This is a genomic window from Bacillus sp. BP-3 (genome assembly GCF_028401955.1).
In the GTDB taxonomy this organism is placed as follows: Bacteria; Bacillota; Bacilli; order Bacillales; family Bacillaceae_G; genus Bacillus_A.
On sequence record NZ_JAQOTJ010000007.1, the window covers coordinates 61,371 to 82,614 of the forward strand.

25 protein-coding genes and 1 pseudogene are annotated in these 21,244 nt (G+C 36.2%); 17 read left to right on the forward strand and 9 right to left on the reverse strand.

Annotation, left to right across the window (positions count from 1 at the left end; all coding sequences use genetic code 11):
• Positions 1–51 precede the first annotated feature (51 nt).
• The gene (locus PLX19_RS13000) at positions 52–966 is read right to left on the reverse strand and encodes a helix-turn-helix domain-containing protein (RefSeq protein ID WP_272189063.1); all 915 of its coding nucleotides are present in this window, start codon (positions 964–966) and stop codon (positions 52–54) included.
• A gap of 804 nt (positions 967–1,770) precedes the next feature.
• On the opposite strand from PLX19_RS13000, the gene PLX19_RS13005 reads away from it, so the two are divergent.
• From PLX19_RS13005 to PLX19_RS13080, 17 genes and pseudogenes are all read left to right on the forward strand, one after another.
• Positions 1,771–1,941, forward strand: coding sequence for a hypothetical protein (locus PLX19_RS13005; RefSeq protein ID WP_272189064.1), 171 nt, complete (start codon positions 1,771–1,773; stop codon positions 1,939–1,941).
• A 14-nt stretch (positions 1,942–1,955) separates the two neighbouring features.
• Positions 1,956–2,603 (forward strand): response regulator transcription factor, encoded by a 648-nt coding sequence (locus PLX19_RS13010; RefSeq protein WP_272189065.1) that lies wholly within the window; start codon positions 1,956–1,958, stop codon positions 2,601–2,603.
• Positions 2,604–2,841: 238 nt separating this feature from the next.
• A complete protein-coding gene (locus tag PLX19_RS13015) occupies positions 2,842–3,498 on the forward strand; it encodes a GNAT family N-acetyltransferase (RefSeq protein WP_272189066.1) in 657 nt (218 codons plus the stop codon).
• A complete protein-coding gene (locus PLX19_RS13020) occupies positions 3,482–4,234 on the forward strand; it encodes an SDR family NAD(P)-dependent oxidoreductase (protein WP_272189067.1) in 753 nt (250 codons plus the stop codon). Before PLX19_RS13015 ends, PLX19_RS13020 begins: the two co-directional genes overlap by 17 nt.
• 23 nt (positions 4,235–4,257) lie before the next feature.
• A complete protein-coding gene (locus PLX19_RS13025) occupies positions 4,258–5,202 on the forward strand; it encodes an ACP S-malonyltransferase (RefSeq protein ID WP_272189068.1) in 945 nt (314 codons plus the stop codon).
• Between the two features lie 3 nt (positions 5,203–5,205).
• Positions 5,206–6,114: a hypothetical protein gene (locus PLX19_RS13030; RefSeq protein WP_272189069.1), complete on the forward strand. Its 909-nt coding sequence runs from the start codon at positions 5,206–5,208 to the stop codon at positions 6,112–6,114.
• Between the two features lie 16 nt (positions 6,115–6,130).
• Positions 6,131–7,579: a class I adenylate-forming enzyme family protein gene (locus tag PLX19_RS13035; RefSeq protein ID WP_272189070.1), complete on the forward strand. Its 1,449-nt coding sequence runs from the start codon at positions 6,131–6,133 to the stop codon at positions 7,577–7,579.
• On the forward strand, positions 7,567–8,805 hold the full coding sequence (locus tag PLX19_RS13040; RefSeq protein WP_272189071.1) for an aldehyde dehydrogenase family protein: 1,239 nt from the start codon (positions 7,567–7,569) through the stop codon (positions 8,803–8,805). The genes PLX19_RS13035 and PLX19_RS13040 overlap by 13 nt, the downstream gene beginning before the upstream one ends.
• Positions 8,793–10,475 (forward strand): thiamine pyrophosphate-binding protein, encoded by a 1,683-nt coding sequence (locus tag PLX19_RS13045; RefSeq protein ID WP_272189072.1) that lies wholly within the window; start codon positions 8,793–8,795, stop codon positions 10,473–10,475. Before PLX19_RS13040 ends, PLX19_RS13045 begins: the two co-directional genes overlap by 13 nt.
• Positions 10,476–10,481: 6 nt before the next feature.
• Positions 10,482–11,501 (forward strand): 3-oxoacyl-ACP synthase III family protein, encoded by a 1,020-nt coding sequence (locus PLX19_RS13050; RefSeq protein WP_272189227.1) that lies wholly within the window; start codon positions 10,482–10,484, stop codon positions 11,499–11,501.
• Positions 11,502–11,524: 23 nt separating this feature from the next.
• Positions 11,525–11,785: an acyl carrier protein gene (locus PLX19_RS13055; RefSeq protein WP_272189073.1), complete on the forward strand. Its 261-nt coding sequence runs from the start codon at positions 11,525–11,527 to the stop codon at positions 11,783–11,785.
• Between the two features lie 201 nt (positions 11,786–11,986).
• Positions 11,987–12,141, forward strand: a pseudogene (locus PLX19_RS26215) (tetratricopeptide repeat protein); the annotation flags it as partial.
• A gap of 445 nt (positions 12,142–12,586) precedes the next feature.
• Positions 12,587–13,045: an NUDIX hydrolase gene (locus PLX19_RS13060; RefSeq protein ID WP_272189074.1), complete on the forward strand. Its 459-nt coding sequence runs from the start codon at positions 12,587–12,589 to the stop codon at positions 13,043–13,045.
• Positions 13,046–13,063: 18 nt separating this feature from the next.
• Positions 13,064–13,945, forward strand: a complete 882-nt coding sequence (gene rapZ / locus PLX19_RS13065; protein WP_272189075.1) for an RNase adapter RapZ — start codon at positions 13,064–13,066, stop codon at positions 13,943–13,945.
• Between the two features lie 3 nt (positions 13,946–13,948).
• On the forward strand, positions 13,949–14,902 hold the full coding sequence (locus PLX19_RS13070; protein WP_272189076.1) for a gluconeogenesis factor YvcK family protein: 954 nt from the start codon (positions 13,949–13,951) through the stop codon (positions 14,900–14,902).
• 101 nt (positions 14,903–15,003) lie between these two features.
• Positions 15,004–15,954 carry a DNA-binding protein WhiA gene (whiA, locus tag PLX19_RS13075; protein WP_272189077.1) on the forward strand — a complete coding sequence of 317 codons (951 nt, stop codon included), beginning with the start codon at positions 15,004–15,006 and terminating at the stop codon, positions 15,952–15,954.
• Positions 15,955–15,975: 21 nt separating this feature from the next.
• Entirely contained in the window at positions 15,976–16,233 is a 258-nt protein-coding gene (locus PLX19_RS13080; RefSeq protein WP_272189078.1) for an HPr family phosphocarrier protein, read from the forward strand.
• Between the two features lie 227 nt (positions 16,234–16,460).
• Here PLX19_RS13080 and clpP read toward each other — a convergent pair whose 3' ends face one another.
• From clpP to PLX19_RS13120, 8 genes are all read right to left on the reverse strand, one after another.
• A complete protein-coding gene (clpP, locus tag PLX19_RS13085; protein WP_272189079.1) occupies positions 16,461–17,042 on the reverse strand; it encodes an ATP-dependent Clp endopeptidase proteolytic subunit ClpP in 582 nt (193 codons plus the stop codon).
• Between the two features lie 299 nt (positions 17,043–17,341).
• Positions 17,342–18,217, reverse strand: a complete 876-nt coding sequence (locus PLX19_RS13090) for a DUF421 domain-containing protein (protein WP_272189080.1) — start codon at positions 18,215–18,217, stop codon at positions 17,342–17,344.
• 20 nt (positions 18,218–18,237) lie between these two features.
• The gene (locus PLX19_RS13095) at positions 18,238–18,444 is read right to left on the reverse strand and encodes a DUF1657 domain-containing protein (RefSeq protein ID WP_035430469.1); all 207 of its coding nucleotides are present in this window, start codon (positions 18,442–18,444) and stop codon (positions 18,238–18,240) included.
• Between the two features lie 11 nt (positions 18,445–18,455).
• Positions 18,456–18,806, reverse strand: coding sequence for a stage V sporulation protein AE (spoVAE, locus tag PLX19_RS13100; protein WP_090915955.1), 351 nt, complete (start codon positions 18,804–18,806; stop codon positions 18,456–18,458).
• Positions 18,807–18,809: 3 nt separating this feature from the next.
• On the reverse strand, positions 18,810–19,820 hold the full coding sequence (gene spoVAD / locus PLX19_RS13105) for a stage V sporulation protein AD (protein WP_272189082.1): 1,011 nt from the start codon (positions 19,818–19,820) through the stop codon (positions 18,810–18,812).
• Positions 19,821–20,297, reverse strand: a complete 477-nt coding sequence (gene spoVAC, locus PLX19_RS13110; RefSeq protein ID WP_035430466.1) for a stage V sporulation protein AC — start codon at positions 20,295–20,297, stop codon at positions 19,821–19,823.
• A gap of 83 nt (positions 20,298–20,380) precedes the next feature.
• Complete coding sequence (locus tag PLX19_RS13115) at positions 20,381–20,875, reverse strand: YhcN/YlaJ family sporulation lipoprotein (protein WP_272189083.1); 495 nt, start codon at positions 20,873–20,875, stop codon at positions 20,381–20,383.
• Positions 20,876–20,990: 115 nt separating this feature from the next.
• Positions 20,991–21,197, reverse strand: coding sequence for a DUF1657 domain-containing protein (locus PLX19_RS13120; RefSeq protein ID WP_020061705.1), 207 nt, complete (start codon positions 21,195–21,197; stop codon positions 20,991–20,993).
• Between the last annotated feature and the right edge of the window lie 47 nt (positions 21,198–21,244).

The following is a 21,244-nucleotide window of genomic DNA, read 5'->3' on the forward strand; positions in this document are numbered from 1 at the left end:
ACAGCCCCTTTTTTGGTATGTAATTTTACGTCTGTATGTAACTAGTTCTTCTTATATTTCACCTGAGCCTGTTGTTTCGTCTTTACTTCTTTGTAATTGATCATTTACTTGCATAAGTGTACGCTCGGTCTGCGTGATAAATTGGTTTTTAGATTCAAGAAAGAATATTGATAAAGCGTTTTCTAAATACTTTTTAGCACTAACTAGATCGTTCTTCTTTTTATGTAATATTCCAAGCATATGGTTAATTTCCCCGGCTGAGTAAGAAAGATGATTAGAAATAAGGTAGTATTGTAAACGGTATGCAATATCAAGGGATAAATCTTCTTGATCGTTTAAGTAGTACACATGGGCTAGGTTATACCCGACCCTTGGAAATAGGGACTTATCCTCTACAAATGGTAGGTTTTCAAAAGCATTTATCGCATTTGTGAGAACGGGAATAGCTTGTATCGACTTCTTTTGCTCTATAAGTATAAGGGAAAGTGAATTTGCTATATTAATATCAATTTCTGTGAGAATCCTATTATTTGGAAGGAGGTTCCGGAAAGTTTTTTCTGCTTTTATAAGATCATGTTCAACTTTATGGAATATAATCCCTTTTAGCCAGTGGGTAAGTTTCGCTAGTTTGCTATTTTTCATGCCTTGTTGATTGCTGAGGAATGCTTCGCATTCCTCAATGAGATACTGGATAGAGATGAAATCTTGGTAATATAGATTCTCGCGACATAACATTTTTATTTTGTTGATATATTCAACTATACTCTCATCCTCGTGGGACATGATGTAATCAATAGGTATATTAAGTTTTATACAAATGTTTTGTAGAATATCTAATCTTGGAGACTGTAGTCCTTTTTCAATGCGATATAGCGTAGAAGTGTCACAAATGTTTTCTGAAAGCTGTTGCCGAGAATAACCGCTTTTTTTTCGGAAATATTGGATTTTATTACCTATATTACTCATTAACTAACCTCCTGTTATAAATATTGCTTCTAGCTAAGTATTTGATTGTTGATCGTATTAAAAAAATTTAATTGTATTTTTAGTAAAGGGATTTACATTTATATAATACAGGGTAGATTTTTTCGTAGATTCTGATGTTTTTTGAGCAAATTTGAAAATTGGTATCACCATTTAGCTGGAAATTCCTTTTGGGGATTTTTAGCTAAATAGAAAGTATGAGACGCAATATTATAAGTTTTCTAGTTGTCTCGTACATAAATTCGTTCATCGATTAAAATGCATGAACTTTATATAACCTGAAATATTCATAGTCCCCCGAAATGAATCGATTTTCTAAAAGTATAATGATATTTCGTGTTTTTTTGTGAAAATTAGCATTTATAAATCTGATAAACTGAATATTATGTCAATTCAGTTATTGTTTTAGACAGACTTCACCCTTGGACTAAAATAACTGTTTTTTTAGTTAATCAAGGTATACTGTTGCAGCTTATTCAAGCTGAAGTTTTTGAATTTGACGATTGAAGTTAAGTGTTAATTGCAGTAAAGTAGCCACTATAAGAATCCCTTCTGTGGTTATTTGGTGGTACCTTTAACCTTATTAGAAATGGGTTCTTTTTTCACTTTTTAAGTGCAATAAAATTAAGGATTTTAAGCTTGATATAAAACCGGCTACGCTCATTTTTTTCGAGATTCTGTGAATAATTTGGATGTAATTGTGTCTCAATATTGCGCAAATACATATATATATTACCAAAATATCCAACTATAATAAAGGCAATAAAAGGATATGGAGGGAAAAATATGAATAATAAAAAGTCGATTTTTCTAGGTGCTATTTTAAGTGTTCTGTTAAGTGTAATGCCAGTGGTAGATAATTCAGAAGGAAGTACTGGAGCTAAAGTAGAAAATTCTAAAATTAACGTAGAACAGCCTATCTTCTTCTCGGATGACATAATTGGCGGGCATCACTAAGGATGTATAGAAATATGAAGAGAAAAAAGATTTTAGTTGCTGTTCAAAATGTAAAAGGTACCTCAATCTATTCGGAGATAGCGGCCAGCGGGCGGTTTCAGACTCATATTCTTAATAATAAATATATGTTGAAGGATCCTTCATTTTTGAGTACGTTTGATATTGTAATTGCAGATATCGCTAATTACAATATTTTGAAGGGAATGGTAATTAAAGCTCCTCATTTAATAGTTCTTATAAGTAGCAAAGAGAGGCACTTATTCTCAATGATTGAGGGAGTCGAAGCTATTGTGAAGAAGGGGGATTCTCATGAAATAGTAGAAGCTCTAACCGCCATTGAAAAAAATGAGTTCTATATTTCTGATGAATTTAGATTGTTGTTTTCGTGGGAAAGAAAAAGTGTATTGCTAAATAAATTAAGTTTCCAAAAAGAGGATCTGTCTGATTTGTTAACTAAGACGGAACTTCGTGTTATGAGAGAATTAATTAATGACAAGACAAATCAACAAATTGCTGACACCTTATATTTAAGTAAAAGGACAGTTGAGTATCATATAGCTGCTTGCATGCGGAAGTTGGAAGTGAAGTCTCGGGTAGGGCTAGCGGTGAAAGTTACTAGAGCCATTTTATTAAGAGGACAGCAATATGAATATAATGTCTGATTAATACAATAGAAGAATACCTTAAATAAAGAGATGTATGAAAACCTTTCCATACATCTCTTTATTATTTATTACAGATTTTTATGGTAGAAAAAGAAACTAATTATCCTGTCTTAGTTGTGTTTTTAAAGAACATGATAAATATTTTTATAATGCGTATTTGCGTGAATTACGGGTGTTTTTAAACAGTCTGATGTTTATGCTATAAATAAGATTTCGATATATTAAGGGGGATATTATGAAAGGGCATTTTGTTCAGCTGCAAGCTTTAGAAGAAGAAGATTATAAATTGTTTTCCAAGTGGGTTAGACCTTCCAAAATAAGTGCTTTGGCAAGAGGATCCCAAGATTTTGCTACTGTACGAGAAATTAAGATGGATATTGAGTCAGGTAACACACGTTACGCTACAGTATTGACCCATGAAGGGAAGAAAATAGGTTTTGTTTCGTGGCAGCCATTGAAGTATGAAGGTAGCTATGTCTTGGGTGGCGTTATTGGCGATTCGGATTTATGGGATATGGGATATGGAGCAGAAGCATCTATTTTAATTATGGACTATCTTTTTCATTTTAAAAATGCTCACAAGATTCAATTTGTAAATGGATTATATAATCAGAGAACTGTTCGTTTCTTAATGAAAAATAACGTAACAATTGAGGGGATTCTTCGGGATCATTTTTTCCTTGACGGTGAATATCATGACGCAGTTGTCTCCTCTATTTTAAGACATGAATATTACGCTGGTGGAGAAGGGGAGCAGCCGGAGGATGTAATACCTAAAAATGAAAAAGAGCAAATTCGAACAGAATTATATGAGTATCTAAATAATTATTGGAAAAATGAGTGTTTTCCGAATTTGATGAATCAAGGTGAAAAAAATGGAATGGAACGATAAGGTCGTACTTGTTACTGGTGCATCTAAAAGTTTAGGTAAGGAGATTGCACATCATTTTGCAGAATTAGGAAGTCGAGTAGTTTTAGGATATAGAAGTTCCCTTGAGGAAGTGCAAAGTGTGGTGTTATATATCAAAGAAACAACAGGGAACGAAAAAGTTACTTATGTAAAACTTGACGTGAATGAGTCCGTTCAAGTGCAAGAGACCATACAAAGGATTATAGATGATTATGGAAGTATTGATGTTCTTGTAAATAATGCGGGTGTTAGCTACGGTGGAGCATTAATTCCAAGTAACTCTCTTGATAATTGGAAAGAAATCATTAATACAAACGTGATGGGCACTATTAACTGTATCCAAGCAGTTTCTTTTCATATGTTAACAGAACAAAAAGGAGCTATTATTAATATCTCATCTGTAGCAGGTCTTACAGGAATGGAGAGACTTAGTGCTTATAGTGCTAGTAAATCAGGGGTTATTGGTTTAACTCGTTCTCTTGGAAAGGAATATGCACCTTATAATGTACGGGTCAATGCGGTAGCTCCTGGGTATACAGAGGATACTGGTATGGTAGATAGAATCCCAGAGGATCAGATGGAGGCTTTTAAAAAGAAAATTGCGATGAGACGTTTGGGAACTACGAAAGAAGTGGCCGAGGCAGTTTCATTTCTTGCATCTGAGAAAGCTAGTTATATAACAGGACAAACATTGGTAGTAGATGGTGGCCTTATATAAAGGGAAATGGAGGTAATATTAGAATGAAATCAGCACTGTTATTTCCACCATTAATGACATTGAAAAAAGGGGATTTTCGTGAATTATACGATCATATTCCAAATGTACAGAGAAAATTTGAAGTAGCTAGTGATGTTCTAGGGATAGATCTTGCCACTCAATTTTTTTCCGAGGATGAACAAATTATAAATACAGGTATTATAGCAAGGCCTAGTATCGTGACTATAACTACTGCATTATATGAATTGCTGAAGGAACAATTAGAGGGAATTGATTATTTTCTTGGCCCAAGTCTAGGGCAGGTAACAGCATTTCATTGTAGCGGATGCTTAGATTTTAAAGATACGTTAAATATGGTTCGTACTATGTGTGAACTTGAGGAAATGGAATTTACTAAGGGAATGTATAGTGTATATTTTTTTTATAATATTGATACTAGGATTTTGGAGCGTAGCATTTATAACTTGTGTCAAAAAGGATATATATTAGAGCCTTGTATGCATGCTACATCCAATCAAATGATTGTCAATGGGGACTTTGAGAGTTTAGAAAAATTAAATGAAGAAGTGCGAGAATATGGAGCGCTAGCTGTTAAGATTCCTTACGGTCCTCCTGGGCATTGTTCCTTGCTAGAAAATGTAAAAGAAAAATTTAGTAAAAACTTTATGCCTGGCATTCATTTGAAAAAACCAATTACACCATTAATAAGTAATATTGATGCCACAGAAGTTTTTAATGTGTCAAAAGTAGCTTATGACTTGGCAGAGCAATATACGAACAGTGTGAAATGGTATCAATCGTTGCAGACATTGTCGCAACGTGGAATTAATAGACTGTTTGTATTAGGACCAGGAAATTTTGTATACAAGTCTTTAAAGTTTACAGATATTCCATTTGAAATTGTACCACTTGTAACCTTAGCAGATGTGCAAGGAATAGTAGGCGGATTACAGGGGAGGGGGAAATAGAAAATGAAGGGGATCGTTCTTCCAGGACTAGCTCCGTCTAGTTATCAAGATGTTGGATTTTTCATTAATAATGACTCTTTTGCTATTCAGCGGTTTAAAGAGGCAAGCGAAATATTGGGTTATTCGCTTGTAAATGCTTTTAAGGAAGCTGATGAAACAAGTCAAGAAGTATATGAAGTTTGCTTCCTTGCTAATTCAATTGCATTGTTAGACCACTTTTATAATCGTTATAACTATCAGCCTGATTTAACAATTGGGGTAAGTTTTGGTGGAATGAGTGCAGCGGTACAAACTAATACGATTACTTATGCTGAAGCAGTATGGTTAACACATGAATCGGCAAAGCAGTCAAAAGAGTTCTTTAAGCAGATGAAAGGGGATTATCAAACACATTTTATTTACAACATGTCCTTAAATGAAGCCCAAGCTATTATAAAGGAGTTTCAATCAAAAGGGATGTACTTGGAGTTAGTTGGTTTTTTAGAAAAGGTGGTCTGTCTATGTGGGGATGCAAAGACAATTAATTTACTTAAAGAGAAAGTTAATACGATACCTAAGTGCTCCTCATTACATACTATGAAGCAACCAATTCATAGTGCTCTTTTAAAAGATTTAAATGTACAGTTGAAACAAGAGCTGTTTAATCAAATTAAGTTTAGACCGATGAACACACCAATCATATCTGATGTAAATGGAGATGTGATAACAGATTCTGAATTGTTCAAACAAACTTTATTAGATGGTTATGATAACCCTGTTCGGTGGGATTTGGTAACGGATACAATGAGGAAACAGAAATTAGACCAGACCTTTGTTGTAGGACCAAGGAATTTATTCGCACAATTACTAAAACGAGATTTTAATATAGTTAGGATTAGTCCGGACGAAATTGAAAACATAGCTACTTTATAATGAAAGATGGGAAGTTATGGTATATAAAATTTATACACCAGAAAAGGTTTATTCTATACAAGAATTTAGAAGAGATACTAAAGCTTACACGAGTTATCTAAAGGAAGTCGGTGTTGTTGCTGGAGAAAGGGTTCTACTTACTGCCGAAAATTCTTACACTTTTCTAATTGCATTCTTTGCCCTAACAGAGCTGGCGGCATCGATTGTTTTGGTAGATTGTCTTACAGGTGAAAAAGAATTAGATGAGATTGTAAGAGATTCTGGAAGTCATGTGTATATTTCGGATCGCACTGTTAATCTATCAACGGAAATTAAGAAAGTTCAATTGAACTATTTAATTGAACGAAACTCGTTTGATTTAGCAGATGATCGTATTAATCCTGCATGGATTAATAAGGAAGATGCTCTTATTTTATATACATCTGGCTCAACTGGTCGGCCTAAAGGAATCGTTAAATCTGGAACCTCTTTTATTTCAAATTTAATGAAGACAATGGATGTCATGCAATACCGAAATGAGGACGTGCTATTGCCTTTAATTCCTTTTACTCATTTTTATGGTTTATCTATTGTGTTTGTGTGGAGAATGATGAAATGTGATTTAGTTCTTTGTAATTATAGAAAGATCCGTTCAATTATAAAAGCAATTACTGAGAGGCAAGTAACTATTGTTGATGGTATTCCTTCCACTTATTATGTTTTGGCTAATATTCTTAAGAATCGAGAGAAACTAAAAAATAGTCTAAAACGATCACGAGTCCGTATGTGGTGTGTTGGAGGAGCACCTTTATCCAAAAGGCTTGGGGATGAGTTTCAGTCTTTGTTAGAAAAGCCCTTATTAGATGGATATGGATTATCTGAACTAGGAAACGTGGCACTTAATGTAAAAGGCCAGGAAGGTGGATGTGGTAAGCCCCTTGAAGGAATAGAAATTAAAGTTGTAGATACAATGGACGAACCGTTATCCCCTGGGGAGATTGGAGAAGTAGTTGTAAAAACACCAGAGGTAATGGAAAAGTATTTAAACCGACCTAACGAAACTCGTTTGGTTTTAGCTAACAGTTGGTTTAAAACAAGTGATTTAGGTTATTTAGATAATGATGGGAATCTTTTTGTTGTTGGTAGAAAAGGGAAAGAGATTATTCGAAAAGGTTATGTTATTCATCCGGCAACAATCGAAAAAAAAATAGAGGATACCTTAGGAATAGTAGGAAAGGTTATTAGTCTTCAAGATGAGAAGAAGGGAGCATATATAATTTTGTTCCTTGAGACTCCTTTAAAGGAAACTAGCCAAGTAAAGAAAGCGGTATTTGAGAATCTCGATTCTTTAGTAAGGCCAGATAAAGTTATTTTTCTGGAGGAATTTCCTTATCTTCCTAATGGAAAAGTAGATCTTGTTGCACTTGAAGTTCAAGCAACAGAATATAGAAAGAATGGAGTGGAGGAAGGCTTATGCAAAGTTTGATGCTGGCGAGCGAGTCACCTGCATTACTAGATGAACGTAAAGAAAATATTATTTCTTGTATACAATATATGAAAATTAATAAGTCGGAAATTTTAGAAATTTTGACGGAAATCAGTACGTATCAAACAGCTGAGAAGGAGTTTGATTGCTCGTTACAAGCTTTAGAAAATGCGATTGATGAAGTAATCCAGAATCATCCACCAACTATTGATCAAATGTCTGTTTTTATGCCGTCTAATGTAATTTTGTATTCTTATATTTTGTATTTAATAGTTCCATCATTATATGTAAAGAACATCGAATTTCGCGGTTCTAGTTTAGTTATTAATCAGGTTAGAAAACTTCATAATTTATTTAAGCCAGTTCATCAATTACCAATAGAATTAAGAGAGTATTCATATAGGAAATATATTAGGGAGTCGGTCTTAAAAGCAGATGTGGTTTTGTTTACAGGGACTTATCAAAATGCAGAGAATATTAAATTTCAGCTTTCGAGAGATCAGTTATTTATTTTCTTTGGACAAGGTGTAAATCCATTTATATTGACTGATTCTGCAGATTTAAAACAGGCTGTAAGAGATCTGGTTGATGTGAGAATGTTTAATACAGGACAAGATTGTATGGGGCCAGATGTAGTTTATGTACCTGAACGGATTAAAAAAGTTTTTATACAATTATTAAAATCAAAATTAAGTAGTTTAAAATTCGGAGATAATTCTGATAAAGAAGCGGATTATGGATCTATTCATTATACGTCCACGTTAGAATCGATTGCACAATATTTAAATCAAAATAGCCATTATATTATTCATGGTGGCAATATCAATTATAAGGAGAAAGTGATAGAACCAACAGTTTTGCTTAGTTCTTTAAAAGATCAGATTAAGATTGATGAATTCTTTTCACCAATTTTTAATATTGTGAGCTACGAAAACGTGGAAGAAATTAAGGGCGTTTTTGATACGGGTTACTTCCTCGAAAGAGCTATGGGAGCAACTGTGTATGGCGAAGAGCAAAATGATTTGATTACATTTTTGCAGAAAAAACATACTGTTTCGGTCAACCAGACTTTATTTGATATAGAAGATGGTAATACAGCTTTTGGGGGATATGGACCGATGGCCAATTATATTTCTTATCAAGGAGAATTATTCATTCAACCAATTCTCCTTTCGCAAACTTTTAATCAACACTGGAAAAAAAGAGGTGAAAAATGGAGCAAGTAAGTGTATATGAGGCAATTGCAAATGTTTTAAAAGAAAATGAGATAGATACGGTTTATGGGTTACCAAGTGATGATCTTCAATTGATGAATGCTATTGAAGACTGTGGTATTGAATTTTTAGTTAATAAAGATCAGAGAAATGCTGTATTTATGGCAACCGGGTATGCATTAGCTGCCAAAAGACTGGGCGTTTGTATCGTTGGAAAAGGTCCTGCCGTTTCCAATTGTGTAACAGGATTATTGGAGGCGCATTCTCAAAATGCACCTGTATTAATAATAGCATCTGGAACACGGACTCAGACATATGGAAGCCAAAGGGCTTTCCAAGAGACGAACCAGATGTCACTTGTATCACCGTTAGTAAAATGGTGTCATCGAGTAGAAACTCCTGATTCTATCGGTTGGGTTTTAAAAAGAGCATTATTTCTGGCGCTGAATGGAAAACCTGGTCCTATTTATATTGAGATTCCAGAAGATATTGGTGAATTGTATATAAATCTTGAATCAGTACAATTTTCACCAATGCCTATCTCAAGGACTTTACCTAATTTGAAATGTTTAGATAAAGTGAAAGAAAAATTAGTAGAGTCACAACGTCCTCTTTTGTTACTTGGAGGAGGTAGTAAAAGTTTAACTGATAATCATTTACTTACTCAGTTTGCAAATACTATAGGCGCTTCAGTATTTGTTACTGCATCTGGAAGAGGAGCATATGATGAGAATCAAAAGCTGTTTTGTGGATTAGCAGGATTATATTGTCCTAAACAGCTGTTTCCGATTGTACAGGAATCAGATCTTGTAATTACAGTGGGAAGCAAATTAGAGGAAACGGCTTTGTTTGGCTGGGAACAGGCACTCCGAACGAAAGAAGTAATTCAAATTAACATTGTCGAAGAAGATTTTAACTTGGATTTTAGTGGACTAAGACTTGTGGGAGATGTTGGACTGACACTAAAATATCTTATTTCTATAATTCAAGAACCATTGGAAAAAGAAAAGTGGATTGAGCGGATTGAACATCTTAAACAAAGTCTATTAGTAGAGAAGGATGAATATCTTCAAAATGCAAATTATTTAAGTGTAGCGCATGTATTAGAAGGTCTACAATTGTATACACCCTCTAATGCTATATATGTTCATGAAAATGGCTTGCAAGATATGTGGTCCTATTATTTTCCTTATTTAAGCTTAATAGAAGGACAAAATGCAATTGTACCAAGTGAACAAACAAGCCTAGGTTTTGGAGTAAGTGCTGCAGTCGGAGTAGCTAAGGCTAAGATAAATCAACCAGTTGTAGCCTTCGTTGGTGATGGTGCGTTCAATTTATTTCGAAGTGAATTAGAAACTGTTATCAATAACCGAGTACCCGTTATCTATGTGGTATTAAAAAATGGAGGATATGGTTGGTTACAGTTTCAAAATAAAAATAAAGAGAGAAAAAATCCACTCTCTTTTGTTAATCCAAGGCTTCCGCTGGTAGGAATAGAGAATCCGCAACTGGAGGTAATCTCTTTGAGAAGTAAAGATGACGTAGAAGATATCTTTAAAGATGTTTATAAACAATATAATCAAGGGAAAACAGTTATTCTAGAATGTATGATTCAACTTGAGGATGTTCCAGATTCATTAAAAGAAATATATGGAGACTTTCCTAAAAAGGAGGGATTTTAATTGGAAATGGGGACAGTGGACAGAAGGGGTGCTAAGAATGCAAGCGGTCTGGTTACACCTGTGACAATACAAGGGATTGGCTCTTATGTACCAGATGAAGTAATTACAAATGACATGCTGACTAGGACTTTAGAAACGACTGATGAATGGATTCAAACGAAAACAGGTATTAAAGAAAGACGGTTTTTACCAGAGGAACTTGTGACATCAGATATGTGTGTGTATGCTAGCAAGCAGGCAATTAAGGATGCTGGAATTTCAGCAGGGGAGCTTGATGCTATCATTCTAACTACGACTACACCAGATCAGAAATTGCCTTCTACGGCACTTATTATAAAAGAGAAAATGGGTGCTACTAATGCAATTCCCATCGATTTGAATCAAACAGGATGTGCAGGTGGGATTTTCTCTATTATGTTAGGATCTCATTTGTTACAGAATGAAAATATTCATAATGTATTAGTAATTGGGGCAGAAGTGCTATCACGTTGTACGAATCCAGAAGATCGTTCTACAAGAGTATTTTTGGGCGATGCAGCTGGTGCGATGGTCCTTCAGAAAACGAAAGAGGGAAGTGGTATATTATCCTGGAACATTAATTCCGGGTTATCCAATGCAGTGGAAATTACTGGTGGAGGAACGAAGTCATTACAAAATGAAGACATTTATACAAGTCAATTTATTAAAATGAATGGGAGGGAAGTGTGGAAGACGGCTACAAGTAATCTTCCAAATTCTATCTGTTCAGTTATAGAGCTTGCGGGTCTTGAGGTACAAGATATCGATCACTTCATTATTCATCAAGCTAACTTAAATATTATTAAAGAAGCGATGAATGCTGTAGGAGCTTCGATGGATAAAACGACTCTTACGGTACAAGAACAGGGGAATACTGGATCAGCAACAATTTTCTCTGCCTTTAATAAGGCTATGAGTGAAAATAAGATCAAACAAGGGGATTATGTAGTTTTCTCCGCAATTGGAGCTGGTTTTCTTTGGGGTTCAATATGTTTGAAATATATATAAAATGAAGAAAAGGGGTTTGGAAAATGATTAAATTACAAATAAAAGAGAAACTTGTAGAGATGTATAAGATGTCTATTGATCCTATGGAAATTGGTAATGACACACCTTTATTTGGAAAGGGATCTCCCTACGGTCTTGACTCTATGGATGTATTACTCTTTATTAATATTCTTAAGAAAGACTATGAATTAAACATTGGGGCAGTTGACATGGCTGTATTTAAGACTATTAATAGTATTGTTAAATATATCGGAGAACAAAAAGGGACAAGTGTAGTCGAATAATAAGAAACCTCCAATTTTTAGAGCTTTTTGAACTGGATCACTGATGTGAGACAGGAATAAAACACCTATGCTACCTGTTCCCTATACTCAATCGGGGACAGGTAGTTAAATTTTTAAAACGGTCGTATGTGATTATAATAATGCATGAAATAATTCGCCTTTTCTAGCACAATAGAATTTATAAGGTGTACCTTTTTTTTACAGCTCGCACACTATTTCTTATTAATTAACAGTCATAAAAGTATTCCGCAAGAGCTCCAGTCATTTGAACAATGTGTTCACATTGCTGATGCTTTATACAACTATACAAAAAAGATGATGAGCTGATTGAAGAGTGTTTATATCTTTGGTTTTGCGATTGTAGCATATTTTAGTAAGAAATAAGTGATTGAGGGGGAGCCCTCGGTCGCTTATTTTTTTTGTTTGTAAAAGATTAAAGACCTTAAAAAACTTAAAACCCACTTTTTTTAGGTGGGCAAGAGCGACTGGCCGTGCATAGAAGCGGTCAGGGCTTATTTCTGCCACATGCGTGGTTTGAAACAAAAGGGAGTTAGCGAGTAGAGGTCATGTTTTGTTGTACATGGCAGCGACTTGTATGTTGAGAAACCGTCATGCCCCCTCTTTTTTGGGGGAGGCCGAGCCGTGTATCGAAGCGGTTAGGGCTTATTTCTGCCACGTGCGGGGTTTGAAGTAAAGGGAGTTAGCGAGTAGGGGTCCTTCGTTGTGGCAAACTGTATTTGATAGTATAATGAAGGAAGTATATAATGGGGATTTCTCCGTTAGTAGCTGAGGTGAAGAAGTTTGCAAAGAGTGACAAACTGTGTGTTAATTAAGGATAATGAAGTTCTCCTATTACAAAAGCCTCGTCGAAATTGGTGGGTTGCTCCAGGCGGTAAGATGGAGCGCGGGGAAACAGTAAGAGAATCGGTTGTTCGCGAATATCGCGAAGAAACGGGTATTTATTTGAAAAATCCAGCATTAAAAGGTGTCTTCACTTTCGTAATCCAAGAAGGAGACAAGGTAGTTTCCGAATGGATGATGTTTTCTTTCTTAGCGACAGATTTTGCAGGAGAAAATAAACTGCAAAGCGAAGAAGGGATAATAGGCTGGCATACATTTGATAAGATTGATGAGCTGCCAATGGCACCGGGAGATCATCATATTATTGATTATTTAATTAAAGGAAATGGTATTATTTACGGTACATTTGTATATACACCAGATTTTGAATTGCTTTCGTATCGGTTAGATCCAAGTTAAATCATGAGGGGGGATATGATGGACGCGCATAATGATATTAAAATGGTTATTATTACAGGAATGTCCGGAGCGGGAAAAACGGTTGCCTTGCAGAGTTTTGAAGATCTAGGATATTTTTGTGTAGATAATTTACCGCCTATGTTGTTGCCGAAGTTTGTTGAATTAATGGCAGACTCGAAAGGTAAAATGAATAAAGTAGCGCTCGGTATTGATTTACGTGGGCGAGAGTTCTTTGATCACTTGTGGGGAGCGCTTGATGATTTAACAGAACGCACATGGATTATTCCGCATATTTTATTCTTAGATGCAAGAGATAGTACACTTGTAACTCGTTATAAAGAAACAAGGCGTTCACATCCGCTTGCTCCAACGGGTCTCCCGTTAAAAGGAATAGAAGCAGAGCGTTCGTTATTAACAGATATGAAGGCGCGTGCGAATATTGTACTTGATACGTCGGAACTAAAGCCGAAAGAGCTAAGAGAAAAGATTATTCAATTATTCTCAACTGAGGGTGAACAAGCATTTCGTGTAAACGTAATGTCATTTGGATTTAAATATGGTATTCCAATTGATGCTGATTTAGTATTTGATGTTCGTTTTTTACCAAATCCATACTATATTCCACATATGAAGCCATTAACAGGTCTTGACGAGGAAGTATCGTCATATGTGCTGAAATTTAATGAAACGCACAAATTTTTAGAGAAGTTAACAGACCTTATTTCCTTTATGCTTCCGCATTATAAGCGCGAAGGGAAAAGTCAGCTTGTTATTGCTATCGGATGTACAGGAGGACAACATCGATCTGTTACACTTGCAGAATATTTAACGAAACATTTGAAGCAAGAATATACAACTCATGTATCTCATCGTGATGTGGAGAAGAGAAAGGGACATTAAGAGATGGGAAAAGAGAGGAAGCCGAAAATCGTTATTATGGGAGGCGGAACGGGTTTATCCGTTTTGTTGCGTGGTTTAAAAAAGTATCCTGTTGACATTACAGCGATTGTAACGGTTGCTGATGATGGGGGAAGTTCTGGGAGACTTCGTGATGAGTTAGAAATTCCACCTCCTGGAGACATTCGTAACGTACTTGTTGCATTGTCAGATGTGGAGCCTCTTGTGGAGGCGTTATTTCAGCATCGCTTTACATCGGGAGAAGGATTAACAGGACATGCGCTTGGCAATTTATTGTTAGCTGGAATGACAGCTATTACAGGTGATTTCTTTCATGCCATTACGGAAACGAGTAAAGTGTTAAATGTCAGAGGACGTGTACTTCCAGCTGCAAATCAAAGTGTTGTTTTGCATGCAGAATTGGAAGATGGTCAAATTGTAAGCGGAGAATCGAAAATTCCGTATTATGGTAAAAAAATTAACCGTGTCTTTTTAACACCGGGGGAAGTAGAACCGCTTCATGAAACGTTAATGGAAATTCAAAAAGCAGATTTACTTGTATTTGGACCAGGAAGTTTGTATACAAGCATTTTGCCAAATTTAATGGTGAAAAAAATCGGGGATGCAGTTCTTCAAGCGAAAGCGAAGAAAGCATATGTTTGTAATGTTATGACCCAAGCTGGTGAAACAATGGGATATACAGCGTTTGACCATGTGAAAGCATTGCATGATCATCTTGGAGAAGCGTTTATTGATACAGCAATTGTAAACGATGAATTAATTCCATCTAAACTATTAGGACGTTATGCAGAAGAAATGTCGGAGCAGGTTGCAATTGATGAAGAATGTTTTGACGCACATAATATTAAGTTGATTAAAGGTTGTTTAGCAAAGTATGATGATCGCGTTGTTCGTCATGATACGATAAAATTGGCTTCGATTTTATATTCATTAATATAAAATCAAAGCTTGAAAAAGCTTGCATGGTATAAGGCGTTACTTCTTTGAGGTAGCGCTACAAATTCATTTAGGGTAGTAAGTATTGCTAGGAGGTGAAACTGTTGTCCTTTGCATCAGAAACAAAGAAGGAGCTAACAAAGCTCGAAATGAAGGAATGCTGCGAGAAGGCAGAATTGTCAGCATTACTTCGTATGAACGGTTCACTCTCCTTTTCAAACCGTCGTGTAATCATTGACATTCAAACGGAAAACGCAGCGATTGCACGGAGAATTTATACATTATTAAAAAAAGGATATAACGTGACAGTTGAGCTACTTGTGCGTAAGAAAATGCGCTTAAAGAAAAATAATGTGTACATCGTTCGTTTAGTTGAAAAAGCGCGTGAAATTTTATTAGATTTGCACATTGTACGAGAGGATTTTTCGTTTATTCGTGATATTTCAAAAGAATTAATTGAGAAAAAGTGTTGTAAACGTTCGTACTTACGCGGAGCGTTTTTAGCCGGCGGTTCTGTTAATAATCCGGAAACATCATCGTATCATTTAGAAGTTTTCTCGTTATACAAGGAACATAATGATGCAATATGTGAACTGATGAATGAATTTGCGTTAAACAGTAAGACGTTAGAAAGGCGAAAAGGGTACATTACGTATTTAAAGGAAGCCGAAAAGATTACTGAGTTCTTAAATATTATTGGGGCTCATAGCGCCCTTTTAAGGTTTGAAGATATTCGTATTGTGCGAGATATGCGTAATTCTGTAAATCGTCTTGTGAACTGTGAAACAGCAAACTTAAATAAAACGATTGGTGCAGCTTTAAGACAAATTGAAAACATTCGTTATATTGAAAAGACTGTTGGACTTGATTTTTTACCAGATAAATTACGTGAAATCGCAGAACTGCGTATCAATTATCAAGATGTTACATTGAAAGAACTAGGGGAAATGGTATCTGGGGGAAACATTAGTAAATCGGGTATTAATCATCGTTTGCGTAAAATTGATGACATTGCGGAGAAATTACGCGCCGGTGAAGCGGTTGTAAAAAAATAAAAGGCAAAGGGGAATGGGACAGTGGTTCAAAAACGGATAGAGGTGCTGTTGAAAACTGGATTACAAGCACGTCCGGCAGCGTTGTTTGTACAAGAAGCAAATCGTTTTCAATCTGATATTTTTATGGAGAAAGATGGGAAAACAGTTAATGCTAAAAGTATTATGGGGATTATGAGCTTAGCTGTTGGATCCGGATGTGAAGTTACGATTACAACAGAAGGATCAGATGAGACAGAAGCATTAGCAGCGCTTGTTGCTTATGTACAAAAAGAACAGTAAAAAGCTATCGCGAATGTGCGATAGCTTTTTACTGTACGTGGAGTGTCTGTGGCTGTCGAACGTGGTCGAAGGATCTTTATCCTGCTATTCGTGGGCAGTAAAGACCGGGAAATCACGTGGAAGAAAACTGCCCGTAAAGGCCCGATTGGGCAAGCTTTCCATCAATGAGAAAAGCGCTGATAAATGAAAAAGAGCTATCATGAATGATAGCTCTTTTGTATACGCGATTAACGGTTTGTAAAGATTTTATCAATTAAGCCGTATTCTAACGCTTTTTCTGCTGTCATGAAGTTGTCACGCTCTGTGTCGCGTTCAATTACTTCTAAATCTTGACCTGTACGCTCAGCAAGAATTTTGTTTAGCTTATCGCGTAAGAATAGGATACGTTTTGCAGCGATTTCGATTTCCGTCGCTTGTCCTTGTGCACCGCCAAGTGGTTGATGAATCATAACTTCACTGTTTGGAAGCGCGAAACGTTTTCCTTTTTCACCAGCTGCAAGTAAGAAAGCACCCATAGATGCAGCCATGCCGATGCAAATTGTAGATACGTTTGGTTTAATGAATTGCATTGTATCGTAAATTGCCATACCTGCTGTAATAGATCCGCCAGGACTGTTGATATATAGATGAATATCCTTTTCTGGGTCTTGTGATTCTAAGAATAAAAGCTGAGAAACGATTGAGTTTGCTACGTTGTCATCAATTGCGCTGCCAAGCATGATGATGCGGTCTTTTAATAAACGAGAGTAAATATCGTAAGCACGTTCCCCGCGATTTGTTTGTTCAATAACTGTAGGAATTAAATTCATGTGTAACTTCCTCCTTTAACACATTTGTTAGTTTTATAATACAATTATGGTCAATAAAGGTCAAACGAAACCACTTCAGTTTTAAAAAATATGTAGGTGTATCATGTTAATTCGCTATAAATAAGGAATTCCCTTCTTCTGTACCTTCCTCATCATAACCGAATTGTATGAATTTAAACATACCTATGAAACCCCCTCTTTTTTAGGTGGGCGGGAGCATCTGTTCATGCATAGGAGCGGTTGGTGTAACAATAAATAAAAAAAGAACGCCATTACATATATAAGCGTTCTTTTTCGTACTATTCTTTCAGTAAATACGTTACTTTATTTAAAATTTCCTCTAGCCTCTTGGCGTTGTTTACATACATGTTCGCGGCGGTATGTGATTTCGTTTCTAAAGAAAAGAGTTCAAGATCAGCATGACACTTTTTTAAGGAAGCGAGTAATAACGGTTTGTCTTGGGGAGAAGACATTTGAATTTTATCGTTGTATATGTCGACAGTTAGTTGACCGTAGGAGTCGATTTGTCCAATGAATACGTTGTCGATTGCAACCCCCATTTTTTCGAGTTCAGTACGAATCCAAGCGCGGTTATGACCGCTTGCAGAAAGAGGTTCATCTATTATGTTTCCATCCATAATGACTGTGTGCGTTTCTTTTTCATTTGGTAGTTTTAATCCGATATCTTTTGCAGTTAATGGTTGTCTGTCTTTCTTTAATAATACGTTTAATTCACCGCTCGGCTCTAATATAGCGAATTCAACATCGGTTATGTTGAATACATCTTTTTTTCGCAGAAGCTCTAGTAGTTCGTCGCTTGTATATTTTTCCTTTTTTAAATTATCTTCGAGTACTTTTCCATCTTTTATAAAAATAGTGGATTTCCCCTCTACAAAATCTCGTACCGTCTTATTTTTTAAGGAAATTAGTCCTGCGAAAAAGGGTATGATAGCAAAAACCAGCATACTGGAAATACCGTGGAAGAAGTTTTGTTCCAACCCTGTCGATACTTCTGCAGCGATATCACCAATCGTCATACCTGCTATGTATTCAAAAAAGGAAAGTTGAGAGATTTGTCTTTTGCCAAGCCATTTCGTAATGGCGAATAAAACAATTAAGACACATAAAGAACGTATAATGACAAGTGGCCATTCTGGTATGTGAATGTTAGGCATGTATATTCCCTCCAGTCTTCCTAAAATCCTTTATATTGTGGCTCTTCTCGTTCTAATGTTGAAACTCGCCCTTGTATATCAGCGATGATACTATCCATTTCTAACATACATTCATGAAAAACGCGCTTTGTTTCTTGATCAGCAGAGTTTTGTGAAAGGGCACTTAAACTTGCTTGTGCACCTTTCAAACTAGCAAGGCATGTTTTTACGCTTGCAACAACGGTCATGAGAACACCTCTTATCCTTTTGGTTTAAATAATAAAGCTCCAATAAATCCGAAGATAATTGCGGCGGATACACCAGCGCTTGTTACTTTAAACATTCCTGTTATAACGCCAATGATGCCATGCTCAGCCGCTTCTGCCATTGCACCGTGAACGAGAGCGTTCCCAAAGCTTGTAATAGGAACCGTTGCACCTGCTCCGGCAAAATCAATTAATGGTTCATACAAATTAAATCCATCTAATATAGCGCCAATGACAACAAGTGTCGCCATTGTATGAGCAGGAGTAAGTTTGAAGACGTCGAACATAATTTGTCCAATGACACAAATGAGGCCACCAATTACAAAAGCCCAAAAAAAGATCATGTATTATACACCTCCAGCTTCAATGGATACTGCATGGGCGATACAAGGAATCGTTTCTTGTTGCTGAAAAGTTAATGGGGAAAGTAAGGCCCCGGTAGCAACTACAAGTATTTTGCTAAACTCTCCTTTTTTCATCCGGTTTAGTAAATGCCCATACACAACAGTTGCTGAACAACCCGGGCCGCTTGCCCCCGCTAAGATAGGTTGGTCGTCTCTGTAAATGAGTAATCCGCAATCTTGAAATTGTTCGCTTCGTATAGATGTTCCTTGCTTACGTAGTAAGTCGAAGGCAATTTCACGTCCTACATGACCGAGATCGCCCGTTACAATTAAATCGTAGTAGGATGCGTCGATTTGTCGTTCTCTTAAATGGGCTTCTATCGTGTCGACAGCGGCGGGAGCCATAGCCCCTCCCATATTAAATGGATCCGTTAATCCCATATCAATCACTCTTCCAATTGTTGCTGATGTTACGCAAGGTCCATCTCCTTGATCGCTTAATAAGGCAACACCGGCTCCTGTTACTGTCCACTGTGCGGTAGGGGGCTTTTGTCCTCCGTATTCAGTTGGATACCTGAACTGTTTTTCTACAGCAGTATTATGGCTTGATGCTCCTGCTAATAAATATTTCGCTCCTTTTGCATTTACAATGCTTGCCCCTAAAGCGAGTCCCTCCATTGAAGTAGAACAGGCACCGAATAATCCGAGATAGGGAGTGCCGAGTGTCCGGCAAGCAAAGCTTGAAGGCGTAATTTGATTAATTAAATCGCCTGCCAGGATAAATTGAATATCTTCTTTTCGTAGTTTTGCTTTTTCGGTGGCCCTGCTGCAAGCTTCTTCGAATAAAACTCGATGTGCCTTTTCGTAGGAGTCTTGTCCTAACCATAAATTATCATGCAATGTATCGAAATCATCAGGGATGTTGCCGTTCGCTTCAAATGGCCCGCCAATAACACCAGTTGAGATAATCACGGGTTTGTTTTCAAATACCCATGTTCGGTGGCCTTGTAACATTTAAAACCCTCCCCATTGGATTAGAATCGTTCGAATCAGTGCAATCACAAAAGCGGAAAATACACCAAATAAAATAACAGATCCGGCTAATTTAAACATATTCCCGCCCACTCCAAGAACAAAACCTTCCGTACGGTGCTCAATACAAGCTGATATGACAGAATTTCCAAATCCAGTAACAGGAACAGCTGTACCTGCCCCGCCAAACTGGGCTAATCGATCGTATACACCAAAACCTGTTAGGAGCATAGAAATAAAGATCATTGTTGCTACAGTTGGATTCCCTGCAGATTGTTCAGTAAAATCGAAATAAGTTATATAAAATGTGGAGATAAGTTGACCGATTAAACAAATGAATCCGCCAACAAAAAAAGCTTTGATACAATTTTTTAGAACAGGACGCTTTGGTTCGCGCTGCTGTTCGAATTTTTTATATTCTTGTTGTACTGGTGTTAAGTCTTTATTTTGGCTCGACATATGAATCCATCCTTTTCTATGTTGAAAAGTATTATTCCGCTATTCGTGGGCAGTAAGACCCTACTGATGGAAGTTTCACTTCATTACGTATCAGAATGCATTTCCTCTTTGACTACTTTTAGTTGCTTCTTTATTTCTTTCTTGTCTGCTTCTTTGTTTTTAATCTTCGTTTCTAATTTATCTAGCAACATAAAAATTTTTTTATCCGTACTGACATAAATTTTTAAATTGGGATACGTTTTTTTTAATGTCTGTTTCATTTCCTTTTTTAATTTCTTTAGTTGAAAGCGTTCGTGGTGCTCTGGTTTCGCGGCTACATACAGTTGGTTATCTAAATTCACCGCTTTCACGTCAATCATTTCTTCCATATTAAAAATCTTATCTTTCGCTTGAGTTGCTATGGATTGATCAACAGTCTCCATACTGACTTGTTTTAAAGGTGTATCTTTTTTAGTTGTTTTGTGCTCTTCTTTCTCATTTGCTTCTTTTTTAACTTTTTTATCTAGTGGACTGTTACAGCCGCTTAGGAAATTGAAGAAGAGAAGGAATAACAAAGTAATGATCCTAAATTTTCTCATTGTATCATTCCATTTCTATAGCTCTATGTAATTCGAGGTGAAAAAAGGATGATATTGTATCACCCTTTTTTCGGTTCAGCATAAAGTGGGTATCATTGTTTGATTTAAATGCCCTTTACTGCTGTGTATATTGAGGTTCTTCTTGTTGAACCTCTTGAACGCGCGGAGATAAAGAATCAATGATTGATTGCGTTTGCTGCGCTGCGCTTTGGAATAATTGCTTCGCTTGCTGGTTATCAGTATCAAGAGCGAATCCTTCTAAACTCGCTTGTGCGCTTTTTAATCCTGAAACAGTTTGTTTAAGTTTCGTAATTACAGTCATAACGTAATTCCTCCTCTGATTGAATTGAATTTCAATCATTAGAATTT